Annotated in this window: 11 protein-coding genes; 9 read left to right on the top strand and 2 right to left on the bottom strand. The window is 68.8% G+C overall.

Annotated features, from left to right (window positions below):
* Window positions 1–254: 254 nt before the first annotated feature.
* A complete protein-coding gene (locus tag ACLIME_RS13670; RefSeq protein WP_411557263.1) occupies window positions 255–1,334 on the top strand; it encodes an SDR family oxidoreductase in 1,080 nt (359 codons plus the stop codon).
* A 286-nt stretch (window positions 1,335–1,620) separates the two neighbouring features.
* Here ACLIME_RS13670 and ACLIME_RS13665 read toward each other — a convergent pair whose 3' ends face one another.
* Complete coding sequence (locus tag ACLIME_RS13665; protein WP_411557262.1) at window positions 1,621–3,450, bottom strand: stealth family protein; 1,830 nt, start codon at window positions 3,448–3,450, stop codon at window positions 1,621–1,623.
* On the opposite strand from ACLIME_RS13665, the gene ACLIME_RS13660 reads away from it, so the two are divergent.
* The 7 genes from ACLIME_RS13660 to ACLIME_RS13630 all read left to right on the top strand — a co-directional run bounded on the left by ACLIME_RS13660 (window position 3,449) and on the right by ACLIME_RS13630 (window position 13,318).
* Entirely contained in the window at window positions 3,449–4,900 is a 1,452-nt protein-coding gene (locus ACLIME_RS13660) for a CCA tRNA nucleotidyltransferase (RefSeq protein ID WP_411557261.1), read from the top strand. The genes ACLIME_RS13665 and ACLIME_RS13660 overlap by 2 nt on opposite strands.
* 129 nt (window positions 4,901–5,029) lie before the next feature.
* Window positions 5,030–6,346 (top strand): ABC transporter substrate-binding protein, encoded by a 1,317-nt coding sequence (locus ACLIME_RS13655; RefSeq protein ID WP_411557260.1) that lies wholly within the window; start codon window positions 5,030–5,032, stop codon window positions 6,344–6,346.
* A 38-nt stretch (window positions 6,347–6,384) separates the two neighbouring features.
* Window positions 6,385–7,404, top strand: a complete 1,020-nt coding sequence (locus ACLIME_RS13650) for a D-2-hydroxyacid dehydrogenase (protein WP_411557259.1) — start codon at window positions 6,385–6,387, stop codon at window positions 7,402–7,404.
* 242 nt (window positions 7,405–7,646) lie between these two features.
* Window positions 7,647–9,275, top strand: a complete 1,629-nt coding sequence (locus tag ACLIME_RS13645; protein ID WP_079704272.1) for an ABC transporter substrate-binding protein — start codon at window positions 7,647–7,649, stop codon at window positions 9,273–9,275.
* 124 nt (window positions 9,276–9,399) lie between these two features.
* Window positions 9,400–10,473 (top strand): ABC transporter permease, encoded by a 1,074-nt coding sequence (locus ACLIME_RS13640; RefSeq protein WP_124767788.1) that lies wholly within the window; start codon window positions 9,400–9,402, stop codon window positions 10,471–10,473.
* A 2-nt stretch (window positions 10,474–10,475) separates the two neighbouring features.
* Window positions 10,476–11,600 (top strand): ABC transporter permease, encoded by a 1,125-nt coding sequence (locus ACLIME_RS13635; protein WP_411557258.1) that lies wholly within the window; start codon window positions 10,476–10,478, stop codon window positions 11,598–11,600.
* A complete protein-coding gene (locus ACLIME_RS13630; protein ID WP_411557257.1) occupies window positions 11,597–13,318 on the top strand; it encodes a dipeptide ABC transporter ATP-binding protein in 1,722 nt (573 codons plus the stop codon). The genes ACLIME_RS13635 and ACLIME_RS13630 overlap by 4 nt, the downstream gene beginning before the upstream one ends.
* Before the next feature lie 186 nt (window positions 13,319–13,504).
* Here the strand turns inward: ACLIME_RS13630 and ACLIME_RS13625 are convergent, their stop codons facing one another.
* Window positions 13,505–13,819 (bottom strand): YbjQ family protein, encoded by a 315-nt coding sequence (locus tag ACLIME_RS13625; RefSeq protein WP_064294105.1) that lies wholly within the window; start codon window positions 13,817–13,819, stop codon window positions 13,505–13,507.
* A 298-nt stretch (window positions 13,820–14,117) separates the two neighbouring features.
* Here ACLIME_RS13625 and ACLIME_RS13620 point away from each other — a divergent pair, with 298 nt between their 5' ends.
* Complete coding sequence (locus ACLIME_RS13620; protein WP_411557256.1) at window positions 14,118–15,836, top strand: bifunctional 3'-5' exonuclease/DNA polymerase; 1,719 nt, start codon at window positions 14,118–14,120, stop codon at window positions 15,834–15,836.
* Window positions 15,837–15,848: the final 12 nt, after the last annotated feature.

Genomic DNA, 15,848 nt, shown 5'->3' with positions numbered 1-15,848 from the left:
ACTTCCCCCGGTCCCTGAACTTCCCCCGGTCCCTGAACTTCCCCCGGTTCCCTGAGCCTGTCGAAGGGCCGCACGTTCTCCGGTCCCTGAACCCGTCGAAGGGCTGCACGTTCTCCGGTCCCTGAGCTTGTCGAAGGGCTGCACGTTCTCCGGTCCCTGAGCCTGTCGAAGGGCCGCAGCCGGGCAGAGTACCGCAGCCTGCAGACTCCGCCGTTCCGGGAGCCTCCCCAGACCGACGCACCTATCGTGGACGGATGACCTCCCCAGAAGCACCCCGCACCGCACTCGTCGTCGGCGCCAGCGGCATCACCGGTTCCGCGATCGTGTCGCAGCTCCTCGCTGACGGTGGCTGGCGGATCCTCGCCCTCGCTCGCCGAGCGCCGGCGGCTCACCCGCAGGTCGAGCACGTCGCGGCCGACCTCCGGGACGCGGACGACCTCGCGCGCGCCCTCGGCGGCACCGGCGTCACCCACGTGTTCTTCACCGCCTGGTCACGTCAGGACACCGAGGCCGAGAACATCCGGGTCAACGGCGGCATGGTCCGCGACCTGCTGGCAGCCCTCTCCGCCGAGCCCGTTCAGCACGTCGCCCTGGTCACCGGCCTGAAGCACTACCTCGGCCCGTTCGAGGCCTATGCGGCGGGCGAGATGCCCGACACCCCGTTCCACGAGGACGAGGACCGACTCGACACGCCCAACTTCTACTACGAGCAGGAGGACGAGCTCTTCGCCGCGGCTGCGCGAGCGGGGTTCACCTGGTCGGTACACCGCTCCCACACCGTGATCGGACATGCGGTCGGCAACGCGATGAACATGGCGTCCACGCTCGCGGTGCAGGCGGCGCTCTGTAAGCGCCTCGACCGACCGTTCGTGTTCCCCGGTTCCGAGACCCAGTGGAACGGCCTCACCGACATGACCGACGCCGGACTCCTCGCCGAGCAGATGCTCTGGGCTGCTACCTCACCGGCCGGTGAGGACGAGGCGTTCAACATCGTCAACGGTGACGTCTTCCGCTGGCGCTGGATGTGGCCGCGACTGGCTGCGCACCTCGGCGTCGAGCCGGAGGGTTTCGACACCGAGCCTCGTCCGCTCGAGCAGCAGATGGCGGGCGCCGAGGGCACCTGGGCCGAGCTGGTGGCCGAACACGGTCTCGTCGAGGCCGACCTCTCCCGCGTGGCGTCGTGGTGGCACACCGACGGCGATCTCGGCCGGGACATCGAGGTCGTGACCGACATGAGCAAGAGTCGACTCGCCGGCTTCACCGGCTACCGGCGGACGCTGGACGCCTTCACCGCGATCTTCGACCGCCTCCGCGCAGAGCGCATCGTCCCCTGACCGGCCCCGGTCCCCGGGCGCCCTTCCGGTCCCTGGGCACCCGTCCGGTCCCTGAGCTTGTCGAAGGGCGGCGACCGTCTCGGTCCCTGAGCTTGTCGAAGGGCGGCGACCGTCTCGGTCCCTGAGCTTGTCGAGGGGCGGCACTTCGACAAGCTCAGTGACCGGGTTCGGCTCAGTGACCGGGTTCTGCTCAGTGACCGGGTTCTGCTCAGTGACCGGGTTCTGCTCAGGGGCCCATTCCGGCCTCTGAGCGCCCGTCTCGGTCCCTGAGCCTGTCGAAGGGCGGTCAGCTGAGCTTGGCGGGCTCGATCTCGAGCGCGTTCGGCACGGCGGCCTCGCGCTCCCACGGGGCCGGGAACGGGAAGTACCGCTCGAGGAAGTCGATCACCGCGGTGGTGCGCTGCTCCACCGAGATCTCCGGCCGGCTGCCGTCGTTCAGGCAGAACATGTCCTGGTCGCGTCGCTTGAGGAGTCGTTCCATCTGCCCGAGCGACTGCTTGAGCGTCGTCTCGATGTAGCGGACCTTCGCCTGGGTCTGCTGCACCGCGCGACCCGTCATGAGGCCGTAGTAGTGGTAGAACGAGTTCGTCACCGAGATGTTGTCGGCCGCACGGAACGCGCTGTGGGAGGTCGCGCGGAACTCCTCGGCGAACTCCTGCTCCATCTCCGCCATGATGCTCCGGCGGAGGGGTGCGGCGCAGTGCTCGAGGTGACGGGTGGTGACACGTCCGAAGCGCTCGTGCAGGAGCCGACGGTTCACGCGGGCCGCGTTCTCGAAGCCGCTGCGCGAGGGGTCGTTCGCCCCGAGGCCGATGCGGGTGGTCGCCTCCACGAACTTGCTGATGCCGCCCGGTGAGAAGAACAGTTCGGGACTGATCGGTCGTCCGAGGAACATGTCGTCGTTGGAGTAGAGGAAGTGCTCCGACAGCCCCTCGATGCGGTGGAGCTGGCTCTCGACGGCCATGGAGTTGTGCGTCGGGAGAGCGTCGAGGTCGCCGAAGAACTCCTCGCTGCGAACGATGGTGACCTTCGGGTGCTCCGCCAGCCATTCGGGCGCGGGGGAGTCGGTCGCGATGAAGATGCGCCGGATCCACGGGGCGAAGGTGTGCACGCTCCGGAGGGCGTACTTGAGCTCGTTGATCTGGCGGAAGCGGGCGTCGGAGTCGTCGCCGTCGCCGACGACGTAGCTCTGCATCCGCTTGGCGCGGGCGCGCTGGAACTCCTCGGAGGAGCCGTCCACCCACGAGAAGACGAGGTCGATGTCGAAGGTGACGTCGCTCGCGAGCGCGCCGAACATGTGCTCGAGCGTCCGCCAGCTGCGTCCGTAGCGTTCGACGGTCGTCTCGACGGCCTCGGTGCGGGGCATGTACGTCCGCATGAGGACGTTCTCAACGGGAGCGGTGATCTCCTCGTCGCCGAAGCGCCAGAGTTCGAGCTGCAGGGCGGTCTCCATGCCGTAGCGGAGGCGGCCGAGCGGTTCGATGCGCGGTCGGTACAGCCGGAACACCTCGGCCTTGCGGGCGCCGGTGAGCAGGCCGTCGGAGAGGAGGTGCGGATCACCGGCCGGCTTCACCGTCGACATGCGCGCTTTGAGCGGCACGCTGTAGAAGGGCTCGTCGGCGAACGCCTCCGCGAGTGCGGTCTGCAGGCGCTTGCGCAGGGAGCGGTCGATGACGATGACGGGGCGGTCGTGCTCGCCCCGGATGAGGAGGTATTCGATCTCGGCCGCGTCGAGCACGTCGGCGACGGCGAGCAGGTCCTCCACCATCGACTGCTGTGGGGTCAGGTGACCGTTGATGAGGGTGTAGACGCCCTTGCGCTGCACCACGTCGGGGCGGTCGAAGCGCTGCGATCGGGAGCCACCGGTCACGAGGACGAGCTCAGGGGCGGTGGTGAACGGGAGTTCCGGCGGAATCGTGTCCTTCGCGGTACTGGTGAAGGCCGTCGGTGCCTGAGTGCCGACGGTTGGCCGCTGGTCGTCGAGTTCGTTCGTGATCGTGTCCGCCTCTGGTCTGCTGGGGAGTGGGTTCATCGTTATTGTACGGCCGTCGCCCGGGACCGCTCGCGGCTTGACGGCGACGGGGTCGCAGGCGGCGTCCGGGTACGATTGACCCATGGTGAGCGTGGCGGAATCCTTGGTGCGCCTGCAGGACCTGGCCTCGTCGCCCGTGGTCGCTCGGGTGGCGTCGGCGTTCGACGAAGCCGGGTACGAACTGGCCCTCGTCGGTGGACCGGTTCGCGATGCGATGCTCGGTCGCACCGTGAGCGACCTCGACTTCACGTCGAACGCCTCGCCCGACCAGATCCTCGCGGTCCTCAAGCCGATGGCGAGCGCCTGGTGGGACGTCGGCCGCGACTTCGGGACGATCGGCGCGAAGGTCACCGTCACCGACGACGGCGGCGTCGAGCACGCCGACACGGTCGAGATCACCACCTACCGGGCCGACGCCTACGACGGCGTGACCCGCAAGCCGGTCGTCGCGTTCGGCGACACCCTCGAAGACGATCTGCGCCGGCGCGACTTCACCGTCAACTCGATGGCGCTCCGCATCCCCGAGATCACCCTCGTCGACCCGTCCGGTGGCGTCGAGGACCTCGTCGCCCACCTGCTGCGGACGCCGAGCTCGCCCGAGGTCTCCTTCGGCGACGACCCGTTGCGCATGCTCCGAGCCGCGCGGTTCGCTTCGCAGCTCGGCTTCCGGCCCACCGACGACGTGATCGAGGCGATGGAGGAGCGTCGCGAGACCATCTCCATCGTGAGCCCTGAGCGCATCCAGGCCGAGCTCGGCAAGCTGCTCGCGACCGACCACCCGCGCGCGGGCCTCGAGCTGCTCGTCGACACCGGCATCGCCGACCTCGTGCTGCCCGAGCTGCCCGCGCTCCGGCTGGAGCCCGACGAGCACCACCACCACAAGGACGTCTACCAGCACTCGCTCACCGTGCTCGAGCAGGCGATCGGCTACGAGCACTCGAGGCACCCCGGCGAGGCGCCCGACCTCGTCCTGCGTTGGGCCGCGCTGCTGCACGACATCGGCAAGCCGGCGACGAAGAAGACCGGCCCCGGCGCAGCCGTCACCTTCTACCACCACGACCTCGTGGGTGCGAAGCTGGCGAAGAAGCGCCTCACCGCGCTCCGCTACGACGGCGACACCATCAAGAGCGTCGCGCGGCTCGTCGAGCTGCACATGCGGTTCTTCGGGTACTCGGAGGGCGTCTGGGCCGACTCAGCGGTGCGGCGCTACGTCCGCGACGCCGGTCCGCTGCTCGAGCGGCTGCACATGCTCGTCCGCGCCGATGTCACGACCCGCAACCGGCGCAAGGCCGACCGCCTCGGTTTCGCCTACGACGACCTCGAGCAGCGCATCGTCGAGCTCCAGGAGCAGGAGGAGCTCGAGTCCGTCCGGCCCGACCTCGACGGCAACCGCATCCAGGAGGTGCTGGGCATCGCACCCGGTCGCGAGGTCGGCGAGGCCTACCGCTGGCTGCTGGAGCTGCGCCTCGACGAGGGCCCGCTCGGCGAGGAGGAGGCCACCCGCCGCCTCCTCGACTGGTGGTCCTCCCGGTGACAGCCCCACCTGCCCGCGAACTGTCACAAACGCACAGTCAGACGGCGTCACACTGGCCGTTTCTGACAGCTCGCGGGCGTTCAGACTGAACTGCTAGCCTCCCTGAGGTTCACGGAACGAAGGATTCTCATGCTCAAGCGCCACGCCGCCCTCGCGATCGCGGCCGCCTCCGCCCTGATGCTGAGCGGTTGCGCCGCCGGATCCACGGAGCGCACGACGGTCACGGTGCGCGTGTGGGATGCCGCCGTCGCCGACGCCTACGAGACTTCGTTCGCCGCCTTCGAGCGCGAGAACCCCGACATCCGCGTCCGCGTAGACGTCGTCGAATGGGCGGACTACTGGACGAAGCTCCGCACCGACGTCGCGGCGGACACCGCTCCCGACGTCTTCTGGTTGAACAACTCCTACCTCGCCGGGTACGCGGACAGCGGGAGCGTGCTCGACGTCGGGCAGACGCTCGGCAAGGACGCCTCGAAGGACTGGGCGCCGAGCGTCGTCAGCCAGTTCACCCGGAACGACAAGCTCTGGGCCGTCCCGCAACTGTCCGACGCCGGCATCGCGGTCTACTACAACGCCGACCTCCTCGACGCGGCCGGCGTGAAGCCCGCCGAGCTCGAGGAGGCGACCTGGTCGCCCGACGCGACGAAGGACACCTTCCTGCCCCTGGCGAAGAAGCTGACGAAGGACGCGGCCGGGGTCTCGGCCGACCAGCCCGGCTTCAACCCGGCGGCGCCCGCCACCTATGGCACCGGCCTCGGGTACGACCTGCAGGCCGTGCTCCTGCCGTTCATCGGCTCGAACGGCGGGAAATACCAGGACGGCGACGACTTCGCGTTCAACGACCCGAAGACGAGCGAGTCCGTCAACTACCTCGTCAACGCGATCAACGGTGCCAAGGTCGCCCCACCGGCCGCTTCCACGAACGCCGACGGCGACTTCTCCCGCGACGCCTTCCTCCAGGGCAAGGTTGCGATGTTCCAGTCGGGGCTCTACAGCCTGAAGGCCGTGCACGACGGTGCCGACTTCCGCTGGGGTGTCGCCGAGCTCCCGGCCGGCCCTGCGGGCAAGGTCAGCGTCACGAACGGGATCGCCGCAGCGGGCAACGCGGCCACGAAGCACCCCGACCAGGTGAAGAAGGTGCTCACCTGGTTGGGCAGCACCGAGGGCAACGCTCCCGTCGGTTCGTCCGGCTCGGCGGTCCCCGCCGTCACCGCGGCCCAGAAGCAGTACTTCGATTACTGGAAGGGCCAGGACGTCGACGTGCAGCCCTTCTTCGACGTGATCGCCGACGACGCGAAGACCATCGCGCCGCCGACGGGTGCCGGGTACGCGAAGGGACTCGCCGCCTACGACCCGATCTTCAAGGAGATCTTCGCCGGCACGACGCCCGTCGCCGACGGTCTCAAGAAGGCGCAGGAGGCGGCCAACGCCGCCATCAACGACTGAGTCCGGGCGCAGGGCATCGCAGGGCATGATGGACCATCATGCGGATCCTCATCGCGAGTCACCTCGAGCCTGAGTACGTCGAGGCGATCGGCGCCTCCCACCCGGATGTCGAGGTGCTGTACGACCCGACGCTCGTCGCGGTCCCGCAGTACGTCGCCGATCACCGTGGGTCGGCACCCGAGCTGTCCGCAGCGGACCAGCAACGGTGGGCGGACATGCTCGCCCGGGCCGACGTCGCGTTCGACTTCGACTGGCAGGACCCGGCGGCACTGCCGGAGCGCGCCCCGAACCTGAGATGGATCCAGGCGACGAGCGCCGGCATCGGTGCGTTCATGCGCCGGACCGGACTCGACCGCAGCGGCATCACCGTCACGACGGCGGGCGGCGTGCATGCCGTCCCGCTCGCCGAGTTCGCCCTCACCGGGGCGCTCTTCGTGGTGAAGGGTGTTCCGTTCCTCCAGCGACGGCAGCGTGAGCGCCACTTCGAGCGGTACACGACCAGGCAGCTCGCCGGGATGCGGGTCACGGTCGTCGGCGTCGGCGGCATGGGGTCGAACGTGGTGCGGACCTTCGACGCCATCGGCGCACGGGTGACCGCGGTGGGTCGGGTCGGTGGCACCTACGAGCTCCCCGACGGCATCGAGCTGAGCGATGTGGACCGGCTCGACGAGGTGCTGCCGGGCACCGACGTGCTCGTCCTCTGCACGGCGCTCACGCCCGAGACCGAGAACCTCATCAGCGCCGACCGGATCGCGCTCCTGCCCCACGGCGCCGCCATCGTCAACATCTCCCGTGGGCAGGTCGTCGATGAGGACGCGCTGATCGAGGCACTTCGGTCGGGCAAGCTCGGTGGCGCGGCGCTCGACGTCTTCCGCGAGGAGCCGCTGCCCGCGGACTCCCCGCTGTGGGACCTCGACAACGTGCTCATCTCGCCCCACTCGGCGTCCACGGTCGAGAGCGAGAACGCGACGCTCACGGCACTGTTCATCGAGAACCTCGCCCGCTACCGTGCAGGCGGACCGCTGCTGAACCGGTTCGACGCCGAGCGCGGGTACTGACCGACCCCGGTCATCGGGGCGTCGAGCCCGGGATCTCGGTGGCGTCCGAACCAGGCGAAACGCGCGGTCATTGCGCTAGAGATGTCGCTCGCGCACGTTTCGTGCTCGTAACGAATCTGCACCGGAAGGCTTCTCGGTTTGAGGGATTTGTTCGGAGCGTGCTGTAATCCTCTACAAGCACGTGCGAAGAACCTGCACACAGCCGTGCCGTCTCTCACACACAGAAAATGAGGTCGACATCAATGTCATCCCCACGTAGTGGATTCCGGAAGAGCGCCGTCGCGCTCGCGGGTCTGTCCATCACCGCCCTCGCCCTCGCCGGCTGCGCCGCCGGTGGCAGCGGCTCCAGCAGCGGTGCCAGCGGCACGATCGTCATCGGCACGACCGACAAGGTCACGACGCTCGACCCGGCCGGATCGTACGACAACGGCTCCTTCGCCGTCATGAACCAGGTCTTCCCCTTCCTCCTGAACACGCCGTACAACAGCCCCGACGTCGAGCCCGACATCGCCGAGTCGGCCGAGTTCACCTCGCCGACCGAGTACACGGTGAAGCTCAAGAAGGGCCTCAAGTGGGCCAACGGCAACGACCTCACCTCCTCGGACGTGAAGTTCAGCTTCGACCGTCAGCTGGCCATCGCCGACGACAACGGCCCGTCGTCGCTCCTCAGCAACCTCGAGAAGACCGACGCGCCCGACGACCTCACCGTCGTCTTCACGCTGAAGACCGAGAACGACCAGACCTTCCCACAGGTGCTCTCGAGCCCCGTCGGCCCGATCGTCGACGAGGACGTCTTCTCCGCCACCGAGGTCACGCCCGACAACGACATCGTCAAGGGCAAGGCCTTCGCCGGCCAGTACACGATCGACAGCTACAAGTTCAACGAGCTCATCTCGTACAAGAAGTACGCCGACTACCAGGGCCTCCTCGGCGAGGCGAAGAACGACACCGTCAACGTGAAGTACTACACCGACGAGTCCAACCTGAAGCTCGACGTCAAGCAGGGCAACATCGACGTCGCATCGCGCAGCCTCTCCGCGACCGACATCGAAGACCTGAAGAAGGACAAGAACGTCAAGGTCGTCGACGGCCCCGGTGGCGAGATCCGCTACTTCGTCTTCAACTTCGACACGATGCCCTACGGAGCGACCACTGCTGACGCCGACCCGGCGAAGGCGCTCGCCGTCCGCCAGGCCGCTGCCGACCTGATCGACCGCGCTGCGATCGCCAAGGACGTCTACAAGGACACCTACACGCCGCTCTACTCCTACGTGCCCGCCGGCCTGACCGGTGCCACCGAGTCCCTCAAGGGCCTCTACGGCGACGGCGACGGCGGCCCGGATGCCGCCAAGGCGAAGGAGACGCTCGAGGCAGCCGGTGTGACCGTTCCGGTCGCGCTCAACCTCCAGTACAACGGTGACCACTACGGTTCCGGCTCCGGCGACGAGTATGCGCTCATCAAGGACCAGCTCGAGGCCGACGGCCTGTTCACCGTCAACCTGCAGCAGACCGAGTGGGTGCAGTACTCGAAGGACCGCACGACGGACGTCTACCCGGCGTACCAGTTGGGTTGGTTCCCGGACTACTCCGACGCGGACAACTACCTGACGCCGTTCTTCGCTACGGACAACTTCCTCGCGAACCACTACGACAACCCGGCCGTCAACGACCTCATCAACGAGCAGCGCTCGACGACGGACGCGGACGCACGGACCAAGCTCATCGAGCAGATCCAGGACACGGAGGCGGCCGACCTGTCGACCATCCCGCTGCTCCAGGGCGCTCAGGTGGCGGTCGTCGGCAAGGACATCGAGGGCACCGTCCTCGATGCGTCGTTCAAGTTCCGCTACGCCCCCATCACCAAGGGCTGAGTAGCCTGACCAGCTGATATCCGACTACGGTGAGTCGGACGTCGCGATCGGGGTGGCTCCACAGAGCCGCCCCGATCGTCTGTCCGCGCTCTACCGAGTCGGTGATCGAGGAGGATCCACTGCAATGACGGCAGCTGTCGCAACCCCACCCCCCAAGGCGGCCAGACGTTCCGGAGGTGGCGGACTCTGGCGGTACCTCGTCATCCGCTTCCTGCTGATCATCCCGACGGTGTTCATCCTCGTCACCATGGTCTTCTTCCTGATGCGCCTGACCGGTGACCCGATCACCGCGGCGCTCGGAGGTCGCCTCCCAGCCGACCAACTTGCGGAACGCATCAGCGCCGCCGGCTACGACCGGCCGCTCTTCGTCCAGTACTTCGAGTTCCTCGGACAGATCGCCGTCGGCAACTTCGGCACGACGATCTCCGACAACCGCCCGGTCATCGAGGTCCTCCTCACGTACGGCTCCGCGACCCTCGAACTCGCGATCTACGCCCTCATCGTCGCGTTCATCGTCGGCATCCCGCTCGGCATGCTCGCCGCCGCCCGCCGCGACCGCTGGCAGGACGCGGGCCTCCGCGTCTTCGCGATCCTCAGCTATGCCACCCCGGTGTTCTTCGCCGGCCTGCTGCTCAAGCTGGTCTTCTCCGTCTGGCTCGGGATCCTCCCGGTCGCCGGTCGAGCGAGCACCGGCACCGAGCTGACGCTCCAGACCATTTCCAACCCGTCCGGCATCTACCTGATCGACGCGATCCGCCTCGGCGACCCGACGGCGATCAGCGACGTCCTCGCCCACGCGGTGCTCCCGGCGATCGCCCTCGGCCTGCTGACGGCCGGCGTCTTCCTGCGGCTGGTCCGCACCAACGTCATCGGCACGCTCGGTTCCGGCTACGTCGACGCGGCCCGGTCGCGCGGCGTCAGCGAGTTCCGGCTCGTGACGAAGCACGCCTACCGTCCGGCGCTCATCCCGATCATCACGGTCATCGGCCTGCAGATCGCGCTCCTCCTCGCGGGTGCTGTGCTCACCGAGACGACGTTCGAATGGAAGGGCCTCGGCTTCATGCTGAGCGAGTACCTCAAGGCGCGTGACTTCGTCGCCGTCCAGGGGATCGTCGCGCTGCTGGCCGTCATCGTCGCCCTGACCAACTTCATCGTCGACATCATCGCGGCGATCATCGACCCGAGGGTGAGGTACTGAGCATGAGTGCTCCGACAGCCGCCACCGCCGTGCAGACCGCGCCCGCGAAGCGTCCGCTGCGCGACCGCCTGCCCGTCGTCAAGCAGTTCCGACAATCGGTCGGGCTGCAGCGGGCGATGCTCGTCATCGGTCTCGTCGTCACGGGCGTGTTCGTGCTCATCGCGATCCTCGCGCCGCTCGTCGCGCCCTACCGCTACAACCAGCTGCGCGGCGACGACGGTTCGTTCGGCACGCAGCAGGCGCCGAACGCGACGAACCTCCTCGGCACGACCGTCGGTGGGTATGACGTCCTGTCCCGGGTGCTCTGGGGTGCCCAGACCGCGCTCTTCGTCATCGTGTCCGCGATCATCCTGTCGATCTTCATCGGCGTGCTGCTCGGGCTCGTCGCCGGGTACTTCGGTGGCTGGCTCGACCGCGTGCTCGTCGTCGTGTGCGACGCGGTCTACGCCTTCCCGTCGCTGCTGCTCGCGATCGTCATGTCGATCGTCATCAGCCGCGGGCAGTCGAGCCTCTGGGGCGGCATCCTCGCCGCCGCGATCTCGATCACCGTGGTCTTCATCCCGCAGTACTTCCGGGTGATCCGCTCCGAGGTCGTGCGCATCAAGAGCGAGGCGTTCGTCGAGTCGGCGAAGGTCATCGGTGCGTCGAGCTCCCGCATCATGTTCCGTCACGTGCTGCGGAACGCGACGCGGACCCTGCCGCTCATCATCACCCTCAACGCCTCCGAGGCCATCCTCACGCTCGCGGGGCTCGGCTTCCTCGGGTTCGGCATCGAGCCGACTGCGGCCGCCGAGTGGGGCTACGACCTCAACCGGTCCGTCTCCGACGTCACGAGCGGGATCTGGTGGACCGCGCTGTTCCCGGGCCTCGCGATCGTCCTCGTCGTGCTCGGCATCACGCTCGTCGGTGAGAGCCTCAACGACCTGTCCGACCCGCGTCTGCGCAGCCGTCGTCGTGTCGGCGCGTCGAGCGGATCGGTCGCTGCGACGTCGAGCATCACGACCACCGGTGGCACGCCCGACAGCCCCGGTGGCGCCGGGATGATGGACGCCGAGTCGCTGGGAGCCGTGAGCGACGCCGCGGCGGACAGCGATCTGGAGAACCGACGAGAGGACGAGCGCTCATGAGCCAGTCGACGCCGACCACCGGTCCACGCGACCTCGGCACCAAGGACATCGTCAGCATCCGCGACCTCGGGGTCTCGTTCTCGACCGACGCCGGCGCGGTGAAGGCGATCAACGACATCTCGCTGTCGGTCGCACCGCGCGAGATCGTCGCGATCGTCGGTGAGTCCGGCTCGGGCAAGACGGTCACGGCCAAGACCATCCTCGGTCTGCTCCCGGAGACGGCCACGGCCTCCGGCGCGGTCGTCCTGCGCTCGCGCGACGGTTCGACCGAGCAGGACGTCGTCACGGCGTCGGCGGAGCAGCTGCGGTCCGTCCGCGGCAGCGACGCGGCGATGGTGTTTCAGGAGCCATCCACGGCCCTCAACCCCGTCTACAAGGTGGGGTGGCAGATCGCCGAAGGTCTCCGCGCACACGGGTCGTACACGAAGGCCGAGGCGCGGGCCAAGGCCATCGACATCCTGCGTCGCGTCGGCATCCCGGAGCCGGAGGAGCGGGTCGACTATTTCCCGCACCAGTTCTCCGGCGGGCAGAAGCAGCGCATCGTCATCGCGATGGCGCTCGTGCTCGACCCCGGACTGATCGTGGCGGACGAGCCGACGACGGCGCTCGACGTCACGGTGCAGGCTGAGATCCTCGACCTCCTGCGTCGGTGCCGCGACGAGTTCGGGACGGCCATCGTCCTCATCACCCACAACATGGGCGTCGTCGCCGACCTCGCCGACCGCGTCGTGGTCATGTACCAGGGCGACATCGTCGAGGAGGCTCCCGTCCAGGAGCTGTTCTCCTCACCGAAGGCCGAGTACACCAAGAAGCTCCTGTCGTCGGTGCCGCACGTCGGCCGCGGCAAGAGCTCCGCGCCGGCCGAGGTCGAGCGCGGGAAGCAGCTGCAGCTCGGTGAGCCGGTGGTCGTCGCGAAGGGCCTCGAGATCGAGTACCCGGGTCGCTTCGGTCGTGCCGGGTTCCGGGCGGTCAAGGGCGTCGACTTCACGATCCACGCGGGCGAGGTCCTTGGCCTGGTGGGGGAGTCGGGGTCGGGCAAGACCACGATCGGCCGCGCGATCGCCGGGCTCACCAAGGTGACCGGCGGCTCGCTGTCGGTGCTCGGTGTGGAGATGAACCGGGTGAAGGAGCGCGAGTTCGCCCCGAAGCGTCGTGAGATCGGGTTCGTGTTCCAGGACCCGGCGACGAGCTTCAACCCGCTGCTCACGATCACGGAGTGCGTGGCGGAGCCGCTCATCGTGCACGGTCGCTTCGGCGACGCACGCGCGGCCCGGCGTCGGGTGGACGAGCTGCTCGAAGCGGTGCAGCTGCCGAAGGCGTTCGGCGACCGGTTCCCGCACGAGCTCTCCGGTGGGCAGCGGCAGCGTGCTTCGCTCGCGCGGGCGTTGGCGCTCGAACCGGCACTGCTGGTCGCCGACGAACCGACCTCGGCACTCGACGTGTCGGTGCAGGCCCGCGTGCTGGAGCTCTTCGCCGAGCTGCAGCGTGAGTTCGGGTTCGCGTCGCTGTTCATCAGCCACGACCTCGCCGTCGTCGACATCCTCGCCGACCGCATCGTCGTGCTGTATCGCGGCGACATCGTGGAGGAGGGGCCTGGTTCAGCGGTGCTCGGTGCGCCGAGCGACGTCTACACGCGTCGTCTCCTCGCGTCTCTCCCCGTGCCAGACCCGGCCGAGCAGGCCGTGCGTCGCGAGGAGCTCAAGCGCCTCCGCGCCTGATCCTCCTTCGGTCCCTGAGCCTGTCGAAGGGCCCGGTCCCTGAGCCTCACCCCCCCGGTCACTGAGCCTCACCCCCCGGTCCCTGAGCCTCACCCCCCCCGGTCACTGAGCTTGTCGAAGTGCGCCCTTCGACAAGCTCAGTGACCGGGATGGAGCTCAGGGACCGCGTCGGTTCAGGCCCCGACCTCAGCCGAGCTTGACGGCGGTGCCGTAGGCGACGACCTCCTGGTAGTTCTGGCCGACCTCGGCCGCGTCGAACCGCATCGCGAGTACCGCGTCGGCACCGAGCGCGGTGGCCGCCTCGATGAGTCGCTGCTTCGCTTCCTCGCGGCTCTCAGCGAGCTGCTTGGTGAGCCCGGAGAGCTCACCGCCCAGCAGTGCCTTGAAGTTGGCGCCGAGTTGCACGCCCGCGTTGCGTGCACGGACCGTGAGGCCGGTCACCTCGCCCAGCACCTCGGTGACCTGGCGGCCGGGGACATCGTTCATCGTCGAGATCAGCATGCTCGCAGTCTGGCACCGCTGCGCCCGCCCCCATAGGGGGGATGTCCCGTCTCCAGGGCCCTACCGCGGTCACCGACCTTTCCCCGGTCACTGAGCTTGTCGAAGTGCAAGCGATGAGACTGATGGCCCTCCGACAGGCTCAGGGACCGATCCCATCGCGGTCGGCGCTCTGCAGACGCTGATCCGTACCTCGCCGAGTGCACGAGACCCGGATTGAACGCGCGATTCTGTCCGGGTCTCGTGTCTCCAGCGTGAGGTCGCGTCGGGTGAGGTCGGCGGGTGACGGCAGACTGGGGTGGTGCACATCGTCCTCCAGCAGCTCGACGGCGCCCGCGTTCGCGTCGTGCACCTCGAGGACCGTCCCACTTCATCCGGCGAGCCACCTCCGGTATCTGAGACCACCATCCCGCGGGCCGACCTCGCGGCCTTCGTCCGGCGTCTCGAGGCCGAGCCGAATCCGCCGCGCTGGGTGTGGGACGACACCACGCTCTGGTACCCGGCGCTCCTCGCCGCGGGTGTCCGGATCGCCCGCTGCGTCGACCTCCGGCTCTCCCACAACCTCCTCCGCAACGCCGCCTTCACCGCCGACTCCGCACTCGCGACCGCTCCGGCCGGCCCGTGGGACGAGGTCCTCGATCCGCGCGTCGCCCAGCGTGCGGAGGCGGTCGGGACCCTCTTCGACCTCGACCTCCCGGGTGGCGAACGCGATCCCGTCGCCGAGTTCACGCTCCAGCGTGACGCCGTCGACGGCGCGACACCGCAGGGACGCTCGCAGCTCGGACTCCTCCTCGCCGCCGAGTCCGCCGGTGCCCTCATCGCCACGGAGATGACCTTCGCCGGTCTCCCGTGGGACGCCGAGGCCCACGACCGCATCCTCGCCGACGCCCTCGGCCCCAAGGTGCCGCCCGGTGTCCGTCCGGCGAAGCTGGCTGCGGTCCTCGAGGAGGTCAAGGCCGCCCTCGGGGTGCAGGAGCTCAGCCCCGAGTCACCTGGCGAGCTCCTCAAGGCGCTCCAGCGTGCCGGCATCAACGCGACGTCCACCCGGCAGTGGGAGTTGCAGGAGATCGAGCACCCCGTCATCGAGCCGCTGCTCCGGTACAAGAGGTTGTCGCGTCTCCTCACCGCGAACGGTTGGACGTGGGTCGAGACCTGGGTGAAGGACGGACGCTTCCGTCCCACCTACGTGCCCGGCGGGGTCGTCACCGGGCGCTGGGCATCCGACGGTGGCGGTGCCCTCCAGCTTCCGCACCAGGTCCGCGGTGCCGTCCTCGCGGACGAGGGGTGGCGCTTCGTCGTCGCCGACGCCGCCCAGCTCGAGCCACGCATCCTCACCGCGATGTCCGGCGACCGCGCGATGGCCGATGCCGGACGCGGCGTCGACCTCTACCAGGGCATGGTCGACGTCGGCGCGGTCGACACCAGGCCGCACGCGAAGATCGCGATGCTCGGTGCCATGTACGGCGCGACGACGGGGGAGAGCGGGCGCCTCCTGCCCCGGCTCACGAGGGCGTTCCCGCGGGCGATTGAGTTCGTTGAGGCCGCCGCCCGTGCTGGGGAGCGCGGGGAACGGGTCAGCACCCGGCTCGGTCGTACGTCACCGCTGCCCGGCGAGACCTGGCGGGAGATCCAGTCCGCCGCCTCGATGGAGGGCGCGAACGCCGCCGCGACACAGCGCGCCCGCATGGAGGCGCGCAGCTGGGGTCGCTTCACCCGCAACTTCGTCGTGCAGGGCACTGCCGCCGAATGGGCGCTGTGCTGGATGGCCGGCCTCCGGACGCGGTTGCAGACGCTCGCCGCAGAGACGGTCGGTCCGGCGGCCGCGCTCACCGAGTCGGCCCACCTCGTCTTCTTCCTCCACGACGAGATCGTCGTCCACTGCCCCGAGCACCAGACCGAGCGGGTCGTCGCCCTCGTGCGCGAGGCGGCGGCCGAGGCCGGTCGCCTGATCTTCGGCACCGCGCCGGTCGAGTTCCCGGTCACCACCGCCGTCGTCACCTCCTACGCCGACGCCAAGTAGCCCGCGAACTGT

It is taken from the genome of Plantibacter sp. MPB07 (assembly GCF_046619465.1).
In the GTDB taxonomy this organism is placed as follows: domain Bacteria; phylum Actinomycetota; class Actinomycetes; order Actinomycetales; family Microbacteriaceae; genus Plantibacter; species Plantibacter auratus.
This window is presented reverse-complemented; position numbering and strand designations above follow the sequence as displayed.

What these genes read in the sequence shown, in the direction of transcription:
- ACLIME_RS13670 (WP_411557263.1), top strand. Translation starts at nt 255, where the DNA reads ATGACCTCCCCAGAAGCACCCCGCACCGCACTCGTCGTCGGCGCCAGC.
- ACLIME_RS13660 (WP_411557261.1), top strand. Translation starts at nt 3,449, where the DNA reads ATGGTGAGCGTGGCGGAATCCTTGGTGCGCCTGCAGGACCTGGCCTCG.
- ACLIME_RS13665 (WP_411557262.1), bottom strand. Translation starts at nt 3,450, where the DNA reads ATGGGTCAATCGTACCCGGACGCCGCCTGCGACCCCGTCGCCGTCAAG.
- ACLIME_RS13655 (WP_411557260.1), top strand. Translation starts at nt 5,030, where the DNA reads ATGCTCAAGCGCCACGCCGCCCTCGCGATCGCGGCCGCCTCCGCCCTG.
- ACLIME_RS13650 (WP_411557259.1), top strand. Translation starts at nt 6,385, where the DNA reads ATGCGGATCCTCATCGCGAGTCACCTCGAGCCTGAGTACGTCGAGGCG.
- ACLIME_RS13645 (WP_079704272.1), top strand. Translation starts at nt 7,647, where the DNA reads ATGTCATCCCCACGTAGTGGATTCCGGAAGAGCGCCGTCGCGCTCGCG.
- ACLIME_RS13640 (WP_124767788.1), top strand. Translation starts at nt 9,400, where the DNA reads ATGACGGCAGCTGTCGCAACCCCACCCCCCAAGGCGGCCAGACGTTCC.
- ACLIME_RS13635 (WP_411557258.1), top strand. Translation starts at nt 10,476, where the DNA reads ATGAGTGCTCCGACAGCCGCCACCGCCGTGCAGACCGCGCCCGCGAAG.
- ACLIME_RS13630 (WP_411557257.1), top strand. Translation starts at nt 11,597, where the DNA reads ATGAGCCAGTCGACGCCGACCACCGGTCCACGCGACCTCGGCACCAAG.
- ACLIME_RS13625 (WP_064294105.1), bottom strand. Translation starts at nt 13,819, where the DNA reads ATGCTGATCTCGACGATGAACGATGTCCCCGGCCGCCAGGTCACCGAG.